This window comes from Legionella saoudiensis, assembly GCF_001465875.1.
GTDB lineage: Bacteria > Pseudomonadota > Gammaproteobacteria > Legionellales > Legionellaceae > Legionella > Legionella saoudiensis.
Genome location: NZ_LN901320.1, coordinates 211,129 through 229,750, shown reverse-complemented (window position 1 = coordinate 229,750; position 18,622 = coordinate 211,129). Strand labels below are relative to the sequence as shown.

The following is an 18,622-nucleotide window of genomic DNA, read 5'->3' as shown; positions in this document are numbered from 1 at the left end:
GTTATGCAAATTCACATTACTGGGCATCGCATGGAGGTAACTCCTGCTATCAGAACCTATGCTGAAGAAAAATTTACTAAGCTTGAGCACCATTTTGATCATATCACCAAAATTAATGTAACTTTCGATATTGAAAAATTAAGACAAATTGCTGAAGCGACTATTTTTGTTGCGGGTGGGGAGTTACATGCAAGTTCCGAATCAGAAAACCTGTATGCAGCAATCGATGCGCTGATCGATAAACTCGATCGCCAGTTGCTGAAGCATAAAGAAAAAATCCGCAGCCATTAATCTCTAAACTTGCCGCCTCATCAAAATGACGGCGGCGCTCTCCAATTAAACATCCACGATAAAATCTGCTAATGCACTAGCCACTCATTTATTTAACTTTTTTTGTACAAGAACTCCTGTACCCTAGGCATTCTTCGTGATACATTAGTCTAAAGCGCAGTCTATTCCAAAGTCTGTTCACATTGCGTTTTTAGGACTTAAATACGCTTATGATAAAAACTACAATTACAATCATCAACAAACTTGGCTTACATGCTCGTGCCTCAGCAAAATTTGTCTCAACAGCAGCACGGTATCAAAGCCAGATCAATGTCACAAAAGACTCTCAAACAGTTAATGGAAAAAGTATTATGGGAGTCATGATGCTTGCTGCAAATAAGGGAAGCACTATTACCATGGAAATTGAAGGCCCAGATGAAGAACATATGAACGAGGCGTTAGTGCAGTTAATTAATAATTTCTTTGGTGAAGGCGAATAGATTCTCAATTTGACCCTTATGCGCCTATTAAGCCCGTAAAATAAAAAGATAATCAATCTTCTATTTTACGCGCCACCTAACTCTTACAGCATTAGCATTAATGTTTTTCAATATGTTTGCGCTGCTTCCTCACCTTATGCACAGCCCATAAAGTTATAATTAAGCCTGAAAAAGCATAAAGCCCAAAACCTATAAAGATAACCCAGGAGGGGTTTGCAGCAATCGCTACAAATAAAACAATCATTACCAAGACGTATAAAAAGGGAACCTTTCCTTTAAAATCTACTTCCTTAAAGCTGTAATAGCGAAAATTAGAAACCATTAATGCCGACGCGACTAAAGACATAATTGCGGTTATAACGGCAACGAACATATTATACCAGTCATTTTGGTAACATAACCAGGCAAATGAGGCCATTACTGCTGCTGAAGGGGGACAAGGTAGGCCCTGAAAATAACGCTTATCTGCAATATCAAGCTGGGTATTAAAACGTGCCAATCGTAATGCAACTGCTGCAGTATAAACAAAGGCAACCAGCCAACCTACTTTGCCTAAATGGCTTAGTGACAAATTATACATTAATAAAGATGGGGCAACTCCAAAGGTTACCAGATCCGATAAGCTATCATATTGAGCGCCAAATTCCGATTGAGTATTGGTTAAACGGGCAATACGTCCATCTAAGCCATCAGCAATCATACCAATAAATATAGCAATAACAGCAGCCTCATACTGCCCCTTCATCGAAGCTACTAATGAGTAAAATGCAGCAAATAAACTTGCTGTAGTAAATAAATTCGGTAACAAATAAATACCGGAACGATTTTCTTTTTCCATTCTTGCGATCAACCTTCAATAAACGCTCATTAACAAACAACCATACATGATAGGGATAAAATTCGCTTTTGAAAACACAAATATATTGCAGCAAAGCGAATAAATTTCAGTACAGAAATCAGCGTTTGATGTTATACTTAGCACAGTGTACTTTAATTGAATAGAATTATGGCAGATTCACAAAAGAAAACAATCATTATTGAAGGAATAACCGCTCAAGGAAAAACTTTTCGTCCGAGTGACTGGGCAGAACGCATGAGTGGCTCGCTTGCAAGCTTTAAAAACAAGCGCATTCATTACTCACCACTACTACGCCCAAGTGTCAATAGCGATGGATACCAGTGTGTGCTTCTTGACCCAAAACTTAAGGAGTCCAGCCCTTTGCTTTATCAATCCATTATCGATTTTGCCAAAGCAAATAATCTGCGGATTTGTGGAGAAGAAAATTAATTACACCGAGGCGGCAAACTGCCTCCAAAATCAATCTAATATCCCTGGCTTTGCTTAAGAGCAATAGTCCAACTTGCAATAGAGCCCATCATATTATTCATTATCGATACAGTATTATCAAAATTCATCGATAATATTCCCGCAAAAATAAATAATAAACCTTTCGGCCCATCTTGAGCCCCAGGCTCACTGGATTGCGCCACAAGGACGCAGCCTCGCACAAACCATAACACCCCTGCGGTACGAATTAATAATCCCATAGAGCTATAAATATTCGTGGGATCATAGTTTGTGTACGTTAAAATATTCCCGACCCCAAAAGCTGTATTAGCGGCAAGGTTAAGTGCCGAAGGCAGGTATAATAAAATTGCCCCAAAAAGCAAGTACATCATCGGGACAAACATTCTCTCTTGAGATTGTGATTGAGCCCGGTGGTCCCCTATTTTCATTAGCTTCATAATTGCTGTAATGAAAAATAATATCCCCAACAAATACGCTCCCCCTGTAATTAACCGTTGCAGAGGGTATAAAGATTTGCTTAGGTTGCCTAAAATGGCTATTAAGTCGATGGTAGTCATAAGTTAATTATATGCCTCTAACCCTTGCAATGCCTAATTTTTTCCTTATATTAGGCACTTTATATTAAAAGTTGATACATTTATGCAAATAAATACCTTTCCAGTCACCTTAGAGCAGTCCTTTATGATTACCCCTAAGGTAAAGCATTTTATTTTTAAATGCGAACTCACTCCTTGCTTTAATTATATACCAGGACAATTTATTACCATTCATTTCGAACATGAAGGAAAAATATTAAAGCGTAGTTATAGTATTGCAAATGAACCAAAAAAAGACAATACGATTGAATTTGCAGCTGGATATTTTGAAAATGGACCAGGGACACAACTTTTGTACAACTTAAAGCCTGGAGATATTATCAACATAAACGGCCCTTTCGGACGTTTAGTCATGAAAGATGAATTACCTGGCCGCTACATTCTGGTGGCGACCAGCACCGGTATCACGCCTTACAGGGCGATGCTTTCAGAGCTTGGTAAGCGTATGGAACAAAATCCTGAATTACAGGTGGTTATACTTCAAGGAGTGCAACGACGTAACGAGATCCTCTATCCTGAGGAATTCCGTAATTTTGCCCAAAAATACCCTAAAGCAACATTTATGCCCTATTTAAGCCGACAGCCAGCTGAAGAGCTCCAAGAGAATGAGCATAACGGCTACGTACAACATGCTTTTCCTATGCTGAACTTAAATCCTCAACAAGATGTAGTTTATTTATGTGGAAATCCAGGTATGATCGATGAGTCATTTAATTACTTAAAAGAGCAAGGCTTTGCCATGCAGCAAATTATTCGTGAAAAATATATTTCTAGATAACGACCAGGAGCAATAGATTATGAGCTATGAAGAATTATCAGCCACTATGGAAGACATGTTACAGCCAGGCAAAGGTATTTTAGCTGCTGATGAAAGCAATGGAACCATTGGCAAACGTTTCGCCTCCATTAACATTGAAAATAATGAGCAAAATCGCAGAGATTACCGGTTACTGCTCGCAACCACTCCTGACTTAGGAAAGTACATCAATGGGGTCATCTTATTTGAAGAAACCTTTGAACAGGCTGATGATCATGGCACGCCCATTGCAAAATTATTTGCAGACCAAGGAATTGTTCCAGGAATCAAAGTGGATAAAGGACTTGTTGATTTAGCTAATACCGAAAATGAAAAAGTAACTCAAGGTTTAGATGGCTTAGCTGAACGTTTATTGCACTTTAAAAAATTAGGTGCACGTTTTGCTAAATGGCGTAATGTTTATTCTATCTCTGATACTACTCCAAGCTTATCTGCGATAAAAACTGGTGCAGAAAATCTAGCACGCTATGCAGCGACTTGCCAATCAGTAGGAATTGTGCCTATTGTGGAGCCTGAAGTTCTTATGGATGGCGATCACAGCATTGAACATTGCGCTGAGGTTTCTGAAATTGTATTGCACGAAGTCTTCCATGCCTTATTCATTCATCAAGTTGAGTTAGAACATATCATTTTAAAACCCAGCATGGTTACTTGCGGTAAAGCAAATGCGAAATTCAGTGAACCAGATGAAGTTGCAGATTATACTATTGGTGTATTCCGCAATAATGTTCCTGCAGCAGTGCCAACCATCAACTTTTTATCAGGGGGGCAAACGCCACAACAAGCTACAGCCAACTTAAACGCAATTAATAATATTATCCATCAACCCTGGTTACTCAGTTTCTCTTATGGAAGAGCATTGCAGGAAGATTGCTTAGCTGCCTGGGGCGGTAAAAAAGAAAACATCAATAGTGCTCAAGATGCATTGTTAAAACGCGCACGTTTAAACAGTTTAGCTTGTCTTGGCGATTATCAAAACGATATGGAATAAGACCCAATCGTAAACTGTGTATAGGCTGGGCTAAAAAGCCCAGCATCTGGACTAGCACAAACATTATTTGCAGAGCTTAATAACCCAGCCATTCTAGTATCTATTGCGACTTCCCTCGCAAATCTATCTCCCACACATCCACTATCTCATTATCTCGAACCATTACAAATTGGTCATAAAGATTAATTGTTGGATCACAATGAGGAACCACCATTTCAATTAAATCCCCATTACTGGGCAAAGCCCCAGGACCCGTGATTTTCCCATGCTCATCGCCAAATCCTCCCCAATCATAAGATAAATGGGGATGGCTAATAATACGCGGTTGATACTTAGGCTCAAAATAAATAGCCTTAGTACCGGCATCTACCGTAACATGTTCGGCTCGATTACAGCTAATAACGCTACTAAAAAGCGTCATCGCATTTTGAAATCGTCTAAAATGCTCTGGTGTGTCTTTAGAGCCTATGGACTCATATTGCACGTCCATGACCGTATAAGATCCTGGCTGAATCTCCGTCACTTCAGACGCTTCAGGATCTATATCAAATGTCCCTGTACCTGAACCCGTTAAAATATGCAGTTCCGGAAAAAGCGATTTCAACGTTCGAAAAATCTCAGAAGCCATCTCCATGGTTTTTAACGAGCGCTCCCTACGCTCTTGGTAGTTAGCAACATGCTGTAAATTTCCAGCATAGCATTGTATCCCTTGTACCCGTAACCAAGGTTGCTCCTGTAGAAAATGCGCAAAGTTGAGTGCATCGTGCGGATGAACCCCAGTTCTGCCAATACCAGGATCAAGATCAATTAATACCTGAATGGGTTGATGCAAAATCGCACCAAGCTGATTTAAAGCCTATGCATTTTGCGAATTATCTACCACTAAAAGCAGCTCTGGAGCTTTTTTCAAGCAAAGAGCCAATCTTTTTAATTTAGGTTCGGCAACAATAGGCGAGGTAATTAAAATATCGGAAATCCCCTGCTCAATCAGGACTTCTGCTTCAGCAAGCTTTGCAGCAGAAATCCCTATAGCTCCTGCCGCAATTTGCAGTTTGGCAATTCGCGAACATTTGTGGGTTTTGCAATGTGGACGCACAGCGACCCCCATTTGTGTTGCCAATTTCTGCATTAGGTCGATGTTTGCCTCAAGACCTGAAAGATCAATTACCAAGCAAGGGGTGTCAATTTTTTTCATATTATTAAATTTTGCATGCATACTTTTAGCTTTTAATGACTCAAGTTAAATAATACTAAAATAGATAAATGTAGTCTAAATGAAGGTGCTGCTGTAATCCAGAAATGAAACTTGGATTACGCTATCCTGCATTAAGGCTACGGTTTTTTAGATCAATGCCATTATAAGGGATCTAGCAGCTCAAAACGTGCATAAAGCGGTAAATGATCAGAGAGCATACGCCAAGGCTTCCCTTGCAAACAAGCGACCTCCTGTACACGCATACCGCGAAAATAGACGCGGTCAACACAAAGAGCGGGGCGAATCGCGGGAAAAGACCGGGCATGTTGGCCTTCTAAGGAAATAAAGGCTTCCTCCACATTCAAGTCTTCTGCTAAAGGCTGAGATAGGATATTGCGCCAGTCATTGAAGTCACCAGCCATAAGTAAGGGTTCGTGAGGAGGAACAACCTCTTTAATCCGCTGCATTAAAGCAGTGGATTGCTCCATACGTTCTCGTTTAAAAAGGCCTAAATGCACACATAACAAATGAACCATTACGCCATTTACTTCGAGTTGTGCATGCAAAATGCTGCGTGAGGCACGTCGTATGTTTGCTAAGTTAATGTTTTCGACATCCTTAAATGCGTATTTACTTAAAATTGCATTTCCATGGTGTCCTGATTGGTAGATGGCATTTTTAGCATAAGCATAATGAGGCCAGATATTTTCAGCTATGTATTCACACTGCGTGGAATCAGGCCAGGCATCAATTCGTTTTTTCCGTTTCCGGTGCTCACCCTGAACTTCTTGTAAAAAAACAAAATCTGGATTCAAGCTAGTAATTGCCTCACGCATTTTGGGAAGCAAGAAACGAATGGCTCCAACGCCAAAACCTTTGTGAATGTTGTATGTTATCAAGGATACGCTACGCGCTTCTTGTTGCATCGACTCACCCTTCTTAACGCGAAACTTTTAAAAATTAGCTAAAGTTCTTATTAAGCATATCATTAAATTGGAGAAAAAAAATACTAATATTATCCTCAGATATGTATAAATCGCTTATTTTCTGGCTTAAAACACATATTATGCCTGATTCGTTTTTGGGTTTATACTTGAATCATGGCTTATTGGGCTCCATAAATATAAATGCAAGAAATTACACTTACCATACCAGGATTCTCAATTGCTGCGAAAGTATGGGGAAATTCTAAAAATCCTCCCATCCTTGCTTTACATGGCTGGTTGGATAATGCCAATAGTTTTGCCCCCCTCGCTCCTTACTTGCAAAATGATTTTTATTTGATTGCTGTGGATTTACCAGGACATGGACTATCTTCTCATCTTCCACCTGGGTGCAATTATCATTTTTTTGATGGGATTTTTATTATTATCGCCATCATTAATGCCCTAAAGCTAGAGAGAGTACATTTATTAGGCCATTCAATGGGTGCATGCATGAGCAGTTTAATGGCTGGAGTAGCTCCAGAACGATTGCATTCTCTTTATCTAATTGAAGCCTTAGGGCCCTTTTCATCTCCAGCACAAACCGCATGCAGCCAACTCACCGACTATGCCCAATTTCTTAATCACACACATCGCCTCCCAAAAGGCTATGATCAATTTGAAAGTGCAGCTCTTGCTCGTTCGCAAAAAGGTTATGTCTCTATGGATATTGCGCGAATCCTTTGTGAACGCGGTTTAATAGAAAAAAAAGGACGCTTTTACTGGCGCCATGATCGGCGTTTAATTGCCCCCACCCCATTGCGCATGACTGAAGAGCAAGTACTCTCCTGCTTGCAAAATATTAGTGTCAAAACTCATTTATTGCTCAGTAATGAAGGTTTTGCCTTTGATGTGGACATTATGGAAAATCGTATTAAAGCGGTGAAAAATATGGTGGTGGAACGTTTAGCAGGTGGGCATCATATTCATATGGAGAAGCCAGAGCTTATTGGAAAGTTATTGATTGAGTTTTATAATTAAATGTTATAGTCGAGGCAATGCCATTTGATTTGCTTAGCGTTTAGCGAAACCTGGCTGCCAGCAACCAGGTTTCTAAACAGATTAATGGTTCTTAGAAGAACATTGAGAATAATTAATTGCAACCTTTTTTAGCGCAGCCTTCACATCGTCAATAGAATAACCTAAATCAGATGCTGCATTAATCACCCCACAAGCCCCTTCATCAAAAGATGAGTAAGGTGTCCAATAATCCATATTTGCTTTGACCATTACATCAAAAGCTAAACGAGTATTCCAATTTGCTGTGGTTGACATCAAATAGAATAAACGGTTATACACGCCACTAGAATAATGAACATCTAAACCACCATAATATTCATCAGCAGAATCAATTGACGAACCATCACGACTGGGTAGATCCATGTAGCGTAGTGCATCATAACCACTGTCTTCTTTCATGATTTCACTACCAATACTCCAAGTATTTTTTCCTACAGAGTAATACTCAGCTGCTTGCGCTGCCATATCAGAGAAGGCTTCGTTCATACCACCAGACTGACCATAGTATTCAAGATTTGAATGCTGTTCTGTGAAACCATGGCTGATTTCATGACCGCCAACGCCAAGAGATACTAATGGATACATCATGGTATCGCCATCACCAAAGGTCATTTGGCGTCCATCCCAATACGCATTTTCATAACCCTGACCATAATGTACGCGCATTACTAATTGCATGGGCGAACCATCTGACTTAGTTAAGGCCTCAACACCATACCAATCATGGTACATATGTTTGATTACATAACCTGCATAAAGAGCGTCATTTGTTGGTGATGCAGCGCCATTATCACGGTCATAACCATCCGCTTTGTAACCAGTCATATAGATGCCTGAATCATTTGCTGGGCAATCAAACTTCATTGCTCTGGTCTTAGAACTGTACTTATGACCCATATCAATTACTCGAACATCAGTATTTTCCATAAAACAGGTAGCAGCACTGTCATCGCGAGTTAATTCTAGGTATGGAAACTCACCGCCATCATATTTATATTCACCAACTTTACGGTTTCCACCAAAACCTACGCCATTAGCCGCTGATTTAGCAGTCTTTACGTCATTCCATTGTACAAATGGTTTATGGGTCTTCGCATCAATAATTGCGGTTGGACGCGCAGGAATTTTATCCTTGTAAGTTACAAAAACGCTAACCTTATATGCCCAATGTGCTTGATTTTTGTCATCGATGTAAACCATTGGTGCTACTTGCTCTTCACTTAATTCATTACCTGCGTATTGAGCTTTAAATTGCTCTAAAGCAACAGGAGCATTTTTAACAAAAGAAGCTTCTGGTTGGCCTAATTCAGATTGTAAGTTTTGGTAAACAACACCATTCATTGACACATTTGCTTTAGCTTGTCCTAATGATTTGGCTGAGTAAGTGCTATGAAGAATGGCATAACCACCATGTACGGGGAATCCTGCATAATGTTGTTGCATACGTACGTGGGTCATTTTGTTGCGATCAGTATGTTCTTTGATGAAGCTTAAACTGTCAGTTGCAACGGAAACACCTTGAGTAGTCAGCGAAAACTTTTGTTTTAATTGAGCAATGGATGCCTGATTTAAAGGCATTGGCTCTGCAGCGCGCACAGGTGAAGCGATCCCTAAAGCCAAAGCAACAGCTAAAGGCGACAAATAGTAATTATGATGCATAAATTAACTCCTTAATTGCAACTCTACTACATATAAAAGTAACTCCCCTTCAAAACCAATAATCGTCCTGAAAATCCAAGCCATGGAATAACTTGGTAGCTTCGAGGGCAAGTCACACCGAAAATTATAAATCCTAAAAAATGTCCCTTTTTGGGCGAGCAAATATGCTTTTTTTAGATATAAATACCGCTACTGCTCAACAAACTTATTCAAGCTAGCACAATTTTATCATTTTTTAAATTATTAAATGCATTTGTACCTGTTTACGGAAGCTTACAGCCCCCCTACTTTAGGCTTTATGCCGGAAAAACTAAACTAACGTGCGGAGAACATGCCGAGATCCTCTTAGATATAGACAATCACATAAAGATAAGGCAAAATTTGCCAAAAATTATTCTATAATTACGGAATGATGAAAAAAATCCTGGTCTTGCATGGCCCAAACCTAAATCTTCTGGGAACAAGAGAACCCCATATCTATGGCGCTCTCACGTTAGATCAGATCAATTCTCGTTTAACTCAAGAAGCAACTCGCGCAGGGTTGGCGCTATCTTGCTATCAAAGCAATTCTGAGGGTGAGTTAATCAATGTGATTCAACAAGCGGTTGCTGGCAACATTGATTATATTATATTCAATCCCGCAGGCTATACCCACACAAGTGTAGCGTTGCGAGATGCACTAAGTGCAGTTGCCATACCGTTTATTGAAGTACACCTTAGCAATATTTATTCCCGCGAAGCTTTTCGTCATCACTCATACTTCTCTGATATTGCCAAAGGCACCATCAGCGGTTTGGGTGCACAAGGGTATTCGCTTGCATTAACCTCAATTATCGAAGAATTAGAGAGAACCAAATAATGGATATTCGTAAAATAAAAAAACTCATCGAATTATTAGAAGAAACTGGTATTTCTGAAATTGAAATCAAAGAGGGTGAAGAGTCATTAAGACTGAGCCGTTACAGCAATGCACCTGTTGAGGCACCTGCTGTTCATTACGTTTCTGCTCCTGCCCCTCGTGCTGAGGTAGCCCCTGTAGCAAGCACTCCCGCAGCAACTGCTCATGAAAGCAAACCTGCTGGCGCAGCAATTAGCTCCGGTCATAAAGTACGCTCACCTATGGTTGGAACCTTGTATTCTTCACCTTCACCAGAAAGCCCTCCTTTTGTAACTCTGGGGCAATCAGTAAAAGTTGGCGATGTATTATGTATCGTTGAAGCAATGAAGATGTTCAACGAAATTGAAGCCGACCGCGCAGGCAAGGTTGTGGAGATATTGGTAGCAAACGGCGAACCGGTTGAATATGACCAAGTCTTGTTTGTTATTGAATAAGAGGTGCACTAATGCTCAGTAAAATTGTTATCGCTAACCGCGGCGAAATTGCACTTCGTATTTTGCGTGCCTGTAAAGAACTTGGTATCCAAACCGTTGCCGTGCACTCAGACGTAGATAAAGATCTACTGCATGTTCGCCTTGCGGATGAGACCGTATGTATTGGCCCTGCTCCAGCGCAAAAAAGCTATCTTAATATTCCTGCAATTATTTCTGCAGCAGAAATTACCGATGCTGTTGCCATACACCCAGGTTACGGATTTTTATCGGAAAATGCTGATTTTGCAGATATAGTTGAACAAAGTGGATTTAAATTTATTGGCCCTCGTGGTGATACCATTCGAATGATGGGAGATAAGGTATCCGCAATTCATGCCATGAAAGCTGCAGGCGTACCCTGTGTTCCAGGCTCTGATGGCCCCCTAACCGATGATGAGCAACTTAATCTGGAAATTGGGCGTAAAATTGGTTACCCAGTAATTATTAAAGCTGCCGGCGGTGGTGGTGGGCGTGGAATGCGTGTGGTTCATAGTGAATCTAATTTACTAACAGCCATTGCCTTAACACGCAGCGAAGCCAAAGCTGCCTTTAATAATGCCACGGTTTACATGGAAAAATTTCTGGAAAATCCGCGCCATGTTGAGTTTCAAGTACTTGGTGATGGTAAAGGAAAAGCAATCCATTTAGGTGAGCGCGATTGTTCTATGCAACGTCGCCATCAAAAAGTGGTGGAAGAAGCACCTGCTCCTGGCATCAGCCCAGAACTACGAAAAGAAATTGGTGCAGCAGTAATTAAAGCCTGTGAAAAATTACAATATCGTGGTGCTGGAACATTTGAATTTTTGTACCAAGATGGTTGTTTTTACTTCATTGAAATGAATACGCGTATCCAGGTAGAGCATCCCGTTACGGAAATGATTACTGGCATTGATTTAATTAAAGAACAAATTAAAATTGCCAGCGATATTCCAATGACCTTAACCCAGGATGACATTACCCTTCGTGGCCATGCTATTGAATGCCGAATTAATGCTGAAGATGCAAAGACCTTTATGCCTTCTCCTGGAATGATCAAATTACTGCATCAACCTGGTGGTCCTGGTATTCGTTTTGATTCCCATATTTACAGTAGCTACACCGTGCCCCCTAATTATGATTCTATGATTGGTAAACTCATAAGCTATGGGTCCACACGGGCAGAAGCTATTGCCAGGATGCGCAATGCCTTGGATGAAATTATTATTGATGGCATAAAAACAAATATTGAATTACACCAACGAATCCTCCATGACCAATCATTTGTTGTCGGCGGTACGAATATTCATTATCTGGAAAAAATGTTGAAGGGTTAATATTGTGTGGTTTCAATTAAAAATAGAACATTGCCCTGTAGAACAAATAGAGCAATTAAGTGAAGAATTAGAAGAGTTTGGTGCCCTATCGACCATGCTCACTGATAAAAACGATAACCCAGTTCTTGAGCCTGAACCAGGAACTACCCCTTTATGGCCTGAGGTAATCATTCAGGCCTTATTTCCCGAGGCCATTCAAGCGCAATATACTCGCGACCAATTAACACAAATGTATCCTAATTTAGTCTTAACACTAGAAATATTGGAAGACAGAGATTGGGAGCGCGCTTGGATGGATGACTTTAAACCACAACGTTTTGGTCAACGCTTATGGATTTGTCCTACCTGGTCAACACCACCCGAACCTGAGGCTGTTAATTTAATGCTTGATCCAGGCCTTGCCTTTGGAACAGGGACTCACCCTACAACCTCTTTATGTTTGACGTGGTTAGAACAAGCAGCTTTGCAGCAAAAATCAATTATTGATTATGGCTGTGGCTCAGGTATTTTATCTTTAGCTGCATTAAAATTAGGGGCTGGGGTAGTTTATGCAGTAGATATTGATCAACAAGCGCTACAAGCAACGCAAAATAATGCGCTGACGAATGGCCTTGATACTAATAAGCTGCTTATTAGCTTTCCTGATGAACTGAGTAATCCGGTGGATTTAATTATTGCTAATATCCTGTTAGCACCATTAATGATGCTTAAAGAGCGTTTTCAGCAATTACTGCAGCCCGAAGGGCAGTTAGTAGTTTCTGGAATATTGCAAGAGCAAGCCCCCTTACTCATCGAAGCCTATGCCCATCTATTTATGTTGGTACATCAAGAAAACCTTGATGGTTGGTCGCTGTTAGTTTTTGCCCGTAAGTGATATGCATTAGCGTATAATTTAGAATCAGGCTTCGCTATACCCTTATAAACCGGTTATAGTGAAGCGAACTGGTTATTATTGTTCTTTTATATAAAAATTAACCCATCGATTAATTGACACTCTTAAGAAAACCTTCATCTTCCAATGGTAAAATGCCTTATATTTGTGCAACCGTATAGATTAATATGCCGCCTAACTTTTTCAAACCCAACCGAACCCATGTAATTGAACTTTATAGCTATAGTGATAAATTTACTGAAGCAGACGAGCACGAAGTGCTTTCCGGTACCGATGCTGGTTCTATTTTGTGCGAAATTTTTGCGCAATCGGCCAGATTTGTCTATGTTCCTAATCCGGAAAAATTTAGCCGACTTTTAAATGAAGCGCAAAAAAGAAGTTATAAACAGCTCTTAATCAATCTTTATGAGCCGGAAAATGTTCAATATTTACGAGTTAATCCGGGTGATTCGATCCTTATTAATGGCCAAGGGGATATCGAGAATGAATTAATTGCAGGATACGAAGCTGAGGAGTTAGTAGATATCCTTGACAATGATCTGGATTTAAAAAAAATACCTTTGAAAAATTTGGACATCGATTCCTGTATGATGGGACGAGTCGAAAGCTACCGCGATGAGTTGAAAAGTGCCTTAAAGAATTTTCAAACGATTACAACTTATACTGATTTATGCTCCGTATCCAAGAACAATAATGTACCTTGTAGAAGGTGGATAGCAGAACATAAAGATAAATATGTTTTTTATACCGAAAGTGAATTAAATACCAGGGGAACTCGTATTATTGAATATACGGATACTTATAAAAATCTATTAGACTCAGCGAGCCAATTACTCCCAAATAACCAGGAAATTAGCACCTGCCTGCTACGAGTATAAAGCTGCTTTATTATAAGTAGCAACATGCCGTAACTTGTTCGCAGCGTCAGATTATAATTTCTGGTCTGCGAACAAGTTACATGGCACTGAAACAATATTTTGTACCTACAGTTTGATGCTAATGCGCGGGTCCATTGCCACCGCCTTTATCGGTACCAATTCCTTGCGTGTTTCCGCCATTGCCTAAGCCATCATTATCACCGGGAACGCTGCTTGGAGTAGGCTTAGGATTCGGATTGGGAGGTGGAGGTGACGTTGAAGGTGGATTCGTGTTTATCCCCGTGCCGTTATTGTTATATGTTCCACTCCCACTTACATCACCACAGCTTGCATAAGCAGAGTAGAAAATACCTATGCCTAAGAGCAGTAAAAAAATTTTCTTCATTATTGTCTCCTTGCTATTGTATTGATCTTCCATCTTGTATTTATTGTAGACAAATAATAGCTAAAGGTAATGTAATAATTGCGAATATTGGGCCGTTATATTCTGGTCTACTCCCACTACCCTTAGGGAAAAAGTTATACCGTAGCTTGATAATCCTATATAAACATTCCAAAATAAAGAATTCATATTTATTTGTCCCAGGAGTAAAGGAATGAACCTCGACAGAGAGTTTAGTGAGCTAATGCATGCTGTGGCTGAAAAAAGCCTGCAAATTATTAATGACATCCAGCAAAAACCGCTTGATGTGTCCTCGTTAATTGATCAATACATCGACCTGACGGAACATTTCCAGAATGTGGTATCGGTTATGTTAAAAAACCCAGAGAAAATATGGGAAATGCAATTAACCTACTGGAAAGATGCAATGGAGCTGGCACAGACCCAATTTGCACATTGGCTTGAAGGTAAATCCATGCCAATCGCTGATTCCCGCTTCAGTGGTGAAGATTGGCTACATAACCCCTTCTTTAACTTGCTTAGCCAACACTATCTTTTAGCAACTCAACATATGAATAATTTATTTGAAAAAATGGAGTATTCAGATAAAAACACCGCCAAACGCATCAAATTCTTTACGAAACAGTATCTAGATGCCCTTTCTCCAGCAAATTTTTTGCATACAAACCCTCAATTGATGGATGAAACGCTAAAAAGCCGTGGTAAAAATTTACTGCAGGGATTACATAATTTACTTTCGGATGTAGAGGTTGGTTCCTCCCGTCTAATGATTAAAATGACGGATGTTGATGCATTCAAAATTGGTACCAACCTGGCAGTTACCCCAGGAAAGGTAATATTTAGAAATGAAATGATGGAGCTTATCCAGTATACGCCGACAACCGAGAAGGTTAAATCAATTCCCCTATTAATTATTCCACCCTGGATTAACAAATACTATATCCTAGACTTAAGCCCCCATAATTCTTTTGTTCGCTGGGCTGTAGAACAAGGCATTACCGTATTTATTATTTCCTGGATTAATCCTGACTCAAGCTTTGCGCATAAAAGTTTATATGATTATTTGAAAGAAGGCCCACAAGAGGCAATTAATGTCATTAAAGAGCAAATGCAGGTACCTCAAGTTAATACTTTAGGATTTTGTATTGGTGGGACCCTCTTATCGCTGCTTCTTGCTTATAATAAAGCCCATAAAGACGACTCGATTCACAGCGCCACCTTCCTGGCAGCCATGATTGATTTCAGCGATCCCGGTGACATTGCGGTATTCATTGATGAACAGCAAATTAGCAAGCTGGAAAATGAAATGAAGTCTAAAGGTTATCTGGCTGGAAAATTTATGGCCTCAAGCTTCAACTCCTTAAGAGCTAATGACTTGGTATGGTCGTTTTTTATTAAAAATTACTTACGTGGGCAAAACCCTGTCCCATTTGATATCTTGTATTGGAACTCCGACTCCACGAATATGCCTGCAACAATGCATTCCCAATATTTAAGATGGATGTATTTGCATAATTACCTATCTCAACCAAATAAAATTCATTTGAATCATACGCCAATCGACGTGAGAACTATTGATGTGCCTACATTTTTCCTATCGACTGAAAAAGATCATATTGCACCCTGGAAAACAACCTATACAGGCTACCAATTGATGAGTGGCCCCAAACGTTTTGTTTTAGGCGGCTCAGGACATATCGCAGGAATTATTAATCCACCAACAGCTACCAAATATGGCTATAAGGTAAATCACCATGCCCCATCCACTCCTGAAGAGTGGCTAGCTCATGCAACTGAACATGGAGGCTCCTGGTGGCCCGAATGGATGGATTGGTTAAAAGCCCATTCAGGAAAGCAAGTTCCTGCACCTGATTTTAACAAATTAAAACATGTGCCTATTATGGATGCCCCAGGAAGTTATGTATTAAAGAAATAATATGAACCCAGCTTAATTGCCGCTCAGGGCACGTAAGCGTTCACAAGCTTGTAAATTTCGTCATGGCGGGTCATGGCGAGGCAACCCAGAATGATGCTTCGTTAAGACTCAGTACTGGGTTGCTTCACATTGTTCGCAATGACAGTAGTTTTTTTACTTAATTTTAATAGAATACATACAGCGTGAACGCTTACCAGGGCGCTTATTTACAAGCATGTCATCCTTCGCCATACTCAGGATGCCATGCCTCTCAAAAGTCTTAAATAAGTGGCAATTACTTACTTTTTATAAGGTGGGGGTTTCTTCTAATTGTTTTTCTAAGGTTACGTAATCAATTTTTCCTGAGGCTAGTACAGGTATTTTCGCTCCAGGATAAATTTGATATGGGATCAGCAATTCTGAATAACTCAACTCGTGAACTTTCTTAATGAAGCTTGCCTTGTCTGCATCAGCAGCTTCACTAAAGAGCAGGATCTGTTCTCCCTTTTTAGCACATTTTCTTGAAACAGCAGCATGCAATAATTCAGGCCAAATAGAGGCAGCAATTCCCTCAACTGCTGTCAAAGAAACCATTTCACCGGCAAGTTTTGCAAAACGTTTTGCTCGCCCCGCAATGGTGATAAAATCTTCTTCATCCATGGTGACAATATCTCCTGTATCATGCCAACCATCTTGAGGTACATTAATCATCCCCTGCTTTTCAGAAGACAGATAACCTTGCATGACATTCGGGCCGCGTAAGAACAAACGCCCTCCTTCGCTAATCCCATCTACCGGCTCAATACGACGCTCCATAAACGGTAACATCATACCAACACTACCAGGAACATAGGCTAAAGGACAATTCATAGAAATCACCGGGGATGCTTCTGTAGCACCATAACCCTCGTAAATTTTTACGCCAAAATTGTCAATCCAATAACGCATCGTTTCTGGCTTCACCTTTTCGGCTCCAGCAAAAATATAACGAATACTACTAAAATCATGGCGTTCTGCAGCACGAGCATAACCGGTTAAAAAGGTATCAGTACCAAACATAATGGTTGCCCCGCTCTGATACACTAGACCAGGAATAATTTTGTAATGCAAGGGCGAAGGATAAAAGAAGCAACTTACCCCTGTCACTAAAGGAAGAACCGCCCCCGTAGTTAATCCAAAGCAATGGAAAATAGGCAATGCATTAAAAAATAAATCACGTGAGGAAAAGTCAACACGTGAGGTTAATTGCCAGCAATTTGCAAGCATGTTGGAATGGCTTAAAACAACGCCCTTGGGAATGCCTTCTGAACCCGAAGTAAACAAAATTACTCCCGTTTGATCGGGAGCCACTGGTTCGCCAATCAATTGATAAGCCCATACAGGAAATAGGCCTTTGATTAAACCAGCCAGCTTATGTCCTAAATTAATTTTGGTTTTAAAATCTTCCAGGAAATGAATTGTTAAACCAGCATTTTGTAATTCCTCGATTAAAGTTTCTAATTTAGCGGTAGCCACAAACTGTCTTGAGGTGTATATATTTTTTATCCCTGCTGTATGACAAGCAGAAAATAAGTTATAAAACCCCATACTGAAATTCAACATAGCTGGAAGACGACGATATGCATGCAATGCAAAAAAAGTGACCATCCCAGCAATGGTAGTAGGCATCATAACCCCTACATGTTCACCAGTCTGAGTTTGTTTTTTAATTTGCCGTCCTAAAATAAAACAGCGCGCTAAAAATTGGCGATAACTTAGAGGAGTGCGATTCGAGTCTTCTATAGTGGCCTTGTGCTTAATCCCTAAATCAGCCCCATCAATTAAAGCCCGGAATAAAGACCTAGGGCGAAAACTATTCGCAAAGGTTAATTCACTAATTAGACGGAATAAACGCAAACTAATCGTAGCCCTGTCCACAGACTTGTCTTTGAGACGCAAATAAGCAGGCGCTGGTGATACATATAAAGTAACTTTAGGTCGAACTTGGATTCGATGCTTGTCCTTGCTGATAGAAAATATACTGTGTTGTGCTCCATCAATACGAATTGGAATAACATTGGCTTTTGCCTTTTTCAAAATTAAGCCTGGTCCATCAAAAACGCGAAGACTCTCTTCTTGCAAACCAATTCCTTGAGGAAAAATAACACAACGCTTCCCAGCACGAATTGCCTTGACTAATGCCCTGGCAGCCTGTGCTCGGGTTGAGTCTACAGCAATGACATCGGTAAAAAGAGTCATCATTTTCATCCAGAACCAACCTGTAGCATGTGGATGTAATGCAACGGTAAGGCGTTCCGGCAGTAACATGGCAAGTAGTAATAAATCTATTTTTGATGTTCTATTGGCAATAATCACTGAATTGGGTTCAGGCTGGTATTCGCCATGTAAGCTGACCCGAAACCAATAGGTCAATAGTGCCTTAATCCAGCGCTGAGCACGTTGCTTTAGTCTTTCTTTCCACGCGACTTGTTCCATATCTATGTCTCTAAATAAAAAATTCGCCTCGGTTA

At 40.2% G+C, this 18,622-nt stretch carries 19 protein-coding genes and 1 pseudogene; 12 read left to right on the top strand and 8 right to left on the bottom strand.

Annotation, left to right across the window (positions count from 1 at the left end):
- Window positions 1-3 precede the first annotated feature (3 nt).
- Both hpf and BN3124_RS02035 read left to right on the top strand, forming a co-directional pair.
- Entirely contained in the window at window positions 4-291 is a 288-nt protein-coding gene (gene hpf, locus BN3124_RS02040; protein WP_058533192.1) for a ribosome hibernation-promoting factor, HPF/YfiA family, read from the top strand.
- A 209-nt stretch (window positions 292-500) separates the two neighbouring features.
- Window positions 501-770: an HPr family phosphocarrier protein gene (locus BN3124_RS02035; RefSeq protein WP_058533191.1), complete on the top strand. Its 270-nt coding sequence runs from the start codon at window positions 501-503 to the stop codon at window positions 768-770.
- 97 nt (window positions 771-867) lie between these two features.
- Here BN3124_RS02035 and pssA read toward each other — a convergent pair whose 3' ends face one another.
- Window positions 868-1,608, bottom strand: coding sequence for a CDP-diacylglycerol--serine O-phosphatidyltransferase (pssA, locus tag BN3124_RS02030; RefSeq protein WP_058533190.1), 741 nt, complete (start codon window positions 1,606-1,608; stop codon window positions 868-870).
- 168 nt (window positions 1,609-1,776) lie between these two features.
- Here pssA and BN3124_RS02025 point away from each other — a divergent pair, with 168 nt between their 5' ends.
- Window positions 1,777-2,058 (top strand): DUF3579 domain-containing protein, encoded by a 282-nt coding sequence (locus BN3124_RS02025; RefSeq protein WP_058533189.1) that lies wholly within the window; start codon window positions 1,777-1,779, stop codon window positions 2,056-2,058.
- 35 nt (window positions 2,059-2,093) lie between these two features.
- Here BN3124_RS02025 and BN3124_RS02020 read toward each other — a convergent pair whose 3' ends face one another.
- Entirely contained in the window at window positions 2,094-2,636 is a 543-nt protein-coding gene (locus tag BN3124_RS02020; RefSeq protein ID WP_058533188.1) for a hypothetical protein, read from the bottom strand.
- A gap of 82 nt (window positions 2,637-2,718) precedes the next feature.
- Between BN3124_RS02020 and BN3124_RS02015 the strand changes: the two genes are divergently transcribed.
- Both BN3124_RS02015 and BN3124_RS02010 read left to right on the top strand, forming a co-directional pair.
- Window positions 2,719-3,453, top strand: a complete 735-nt coding sequence (locus BN3124_RS02015; RefSeq protein ID WP_058533187.1) for a ferredoxin--NADP reductase — start codon at window positions 2,719-2,721, stop codon at window positions 3,451-3,453.
- A gap of 19 nt (window positions 3,454-3,472) precedes the next feature.
- Window positions 3,473-4,483, top strand: a complete 1,011-nt coding sequence (locus BN3124_RS02010; protein ID WP_058533186.1) for a class I fructose-bisphosphate aldolase — start codon at window positions 3,473-3,475, stop codon at window positions 4,481-4,483.
- Between the two features lie 100 nt (window positions 4,484-4,583).
- Here BN3124_RS02010 and BN3124_RS17265 read toward each other — a convergent pair whose 3' ends face one another.
- The 3 genes and pseudogenes from BN3124_RS17265 to BN3124_RS02000 form a co-directional block, all read right to left on the bottom strand.
- A complete protein-coding gene (locus BN3124_RS17265; RefSeq protein WP_230849045.1) occupies window positions 4,584-4,904 on the bottom strand; it encodes a type III PLP-dependent enzyme domain-containing protein in 321 nt (106 codons plus the stop codon).
- 78 nt (window positions 4,905-4,982) lie between these two features.
- Window positions 4,983-5,678: pseudogene (locus tag BN3124_RS17260) on the bottom strand (alanine racemase); the annotation flags it as partial.
- Window positions 5,679-5,839: 161 nt separating this feature from the next.
- Window positions 5,840-6,604, bottom strand: coding sequence for an endonuclease/exonuclease/phosphatase family protein (locus BN3124_RS02000; RefSeq protein WP_058533185.1), 765 nt, complete (start codon window positions 6,602-6,604; stop codon window positions 5,840-5,842).
- Between the two features lie 201 nt (window positions 6,605-6,805).
- Between BN3124_RS02000 and BN3124_RS01995 the strand changes: the two genes are divergently transcribed.
- The gene (locus BN3124_RS01995) at window positions 6,806-7,642 is read left to right on the top strand and encodes an alpha/beta fold hydrolase (protein WP_058533184.1); all 837 of its coding nucleotides are present in this window, start codon (window positions 6,806-6,808) and stop codon (window positions 7,640-7,642) included.
- Between the two features lie 81 nt (window positions 7,643-7,723).
- On the opposite strand, the gene proA is transcribed toward BN3124_RS01995, so the two are convergent.
- On the bottom strand, window positions 7,724-9,340 hold the full coding sequence (gene proA, locus BN3124_RS01990; protein ID WP_058533183.1) for a zinc metalloprotease ProA: 1,617 nt from the start codon (window positions 9,338-9,340) through the stop codon (window positions 7,724-7,726).
- Window positions 9,341-9,752: 412 nt separating this feature from the next.
- Here proA and aroQ point away from each other — a divergent pair, with 412 nt between their 5' ends.
- The 5 genes from aroQ (at window position 9,753) to BN3124_RS01965 (ending at window position 13,794) form a co-directional block, all read left to right on the top strand.
- Entirely contained in the window at window positions 9,753-10,199 is a 447-nt protein-coding gene (gene aroQ, locus BN3124_RS01985) for a type II 3-dehydroquinate dehydratase (protein ID WP_058533271.1), read from the top strand.
- Window positions 10,199-10,672, top strand: a complete 474-nt coding sequence (gene accB, locus BN3124_RS01980) for an acetyl-CoA carboxylase biotin carboxyl carrier protein (protein ID WP_058533182.1) — start codon at window positions 10,199-10,201, stop codon at window positions 10,670-10,672. The genes aroQ and accB overlap by 1 nt, the downstream gene beginning before the upstream one ends.
- Before the next feature lie 11 nt (window positions 10,673-10,683).
- Window positions 10,684-12,024, top strand: coding sequence for an acetyl-CoA carboxylase biotin carboxylase subunit (accC, locus tag BN3124_RS01975; protein ID WP_058533181.1), 1,341 nt, complete (start codon window positions 10,684-10,686; stop codon window positions 12,022-12,024).
- Window positions 12,025-12,028: 4 nt separating this feature from the next.
- Window positions 12,029-12,898: a 50S ribosomal protein L11 methyltransferase gene (gene prmA / locus BN3124_RS01970; RefSeq protein WP_058533180.1), complete on the top strand. Its 870-nt coding sequence runs from the start codon at window positions 12,029-12,031 to the stop codon at window positions 12,896-12,898.
- A 185-nt stretch (window positions 12,899-13,083) separates the two neighbouring features.
- Entirely contained in the window at window positions 13,084-13,794 is a 711-nt protein-coding gene (locus BN3124_RS01965) for a hypothetical protein (RefSeq protein ID WP_058533179.1), read from the top strand.
- A gap of 118 nt (window positions 13,795-13,912) precedes the next feature.
- Here the strand turns inward: BN3124_RS01965 and BN3124_RS01960 are convergent, their stop codons facing one another.
- Window positions 13,913-14,179 (bottom strand): hypothetical protein, encoded by a 267-nt coding sequence (locus BN3124_RS01960; RefSeq protein WP_058533178.1) that lies wholly within the window; start codon window positions 14,177-14,179, stop codon window positions 13,913-13,915.
- 211 nt (window positions 14,180-14,390) lie between these two features.
- On the opposite strand from BN3124_RS01960, the gene BN3124_RS01955 reads away from it, so the two are divergent.
- Entirely contained in the window at window positions 14,391-16,133 is a 1,743-nt protein-coding gene (locus tag BN3124_RS01955; RefSeq protein WP_058533177.1) for a PHA/PHB synthase family protein, read from the top strand.
- 285 nt (window positions 16,134-16,418) lie between these two features.
- Here the strand turns inward: BN3124_RS01955 and BN3124_RS01950 are convergent, their stop codons facing one another.
- The gene (locus tag BN3124_RS01950) at window positions 16,419-18,587 is read right to left on the bottom strand and encodes an AMP-binding protein (RefSeq protein ID WP_058533176.1); all 2,169 of its coding nucleotides are present in this window, start codon (window positions 18,585-18,587) and stop codon (window positions 16,419-16,421) included.
- Window positions 18,588-18,622: the final 35 nt, after the last annotated feature.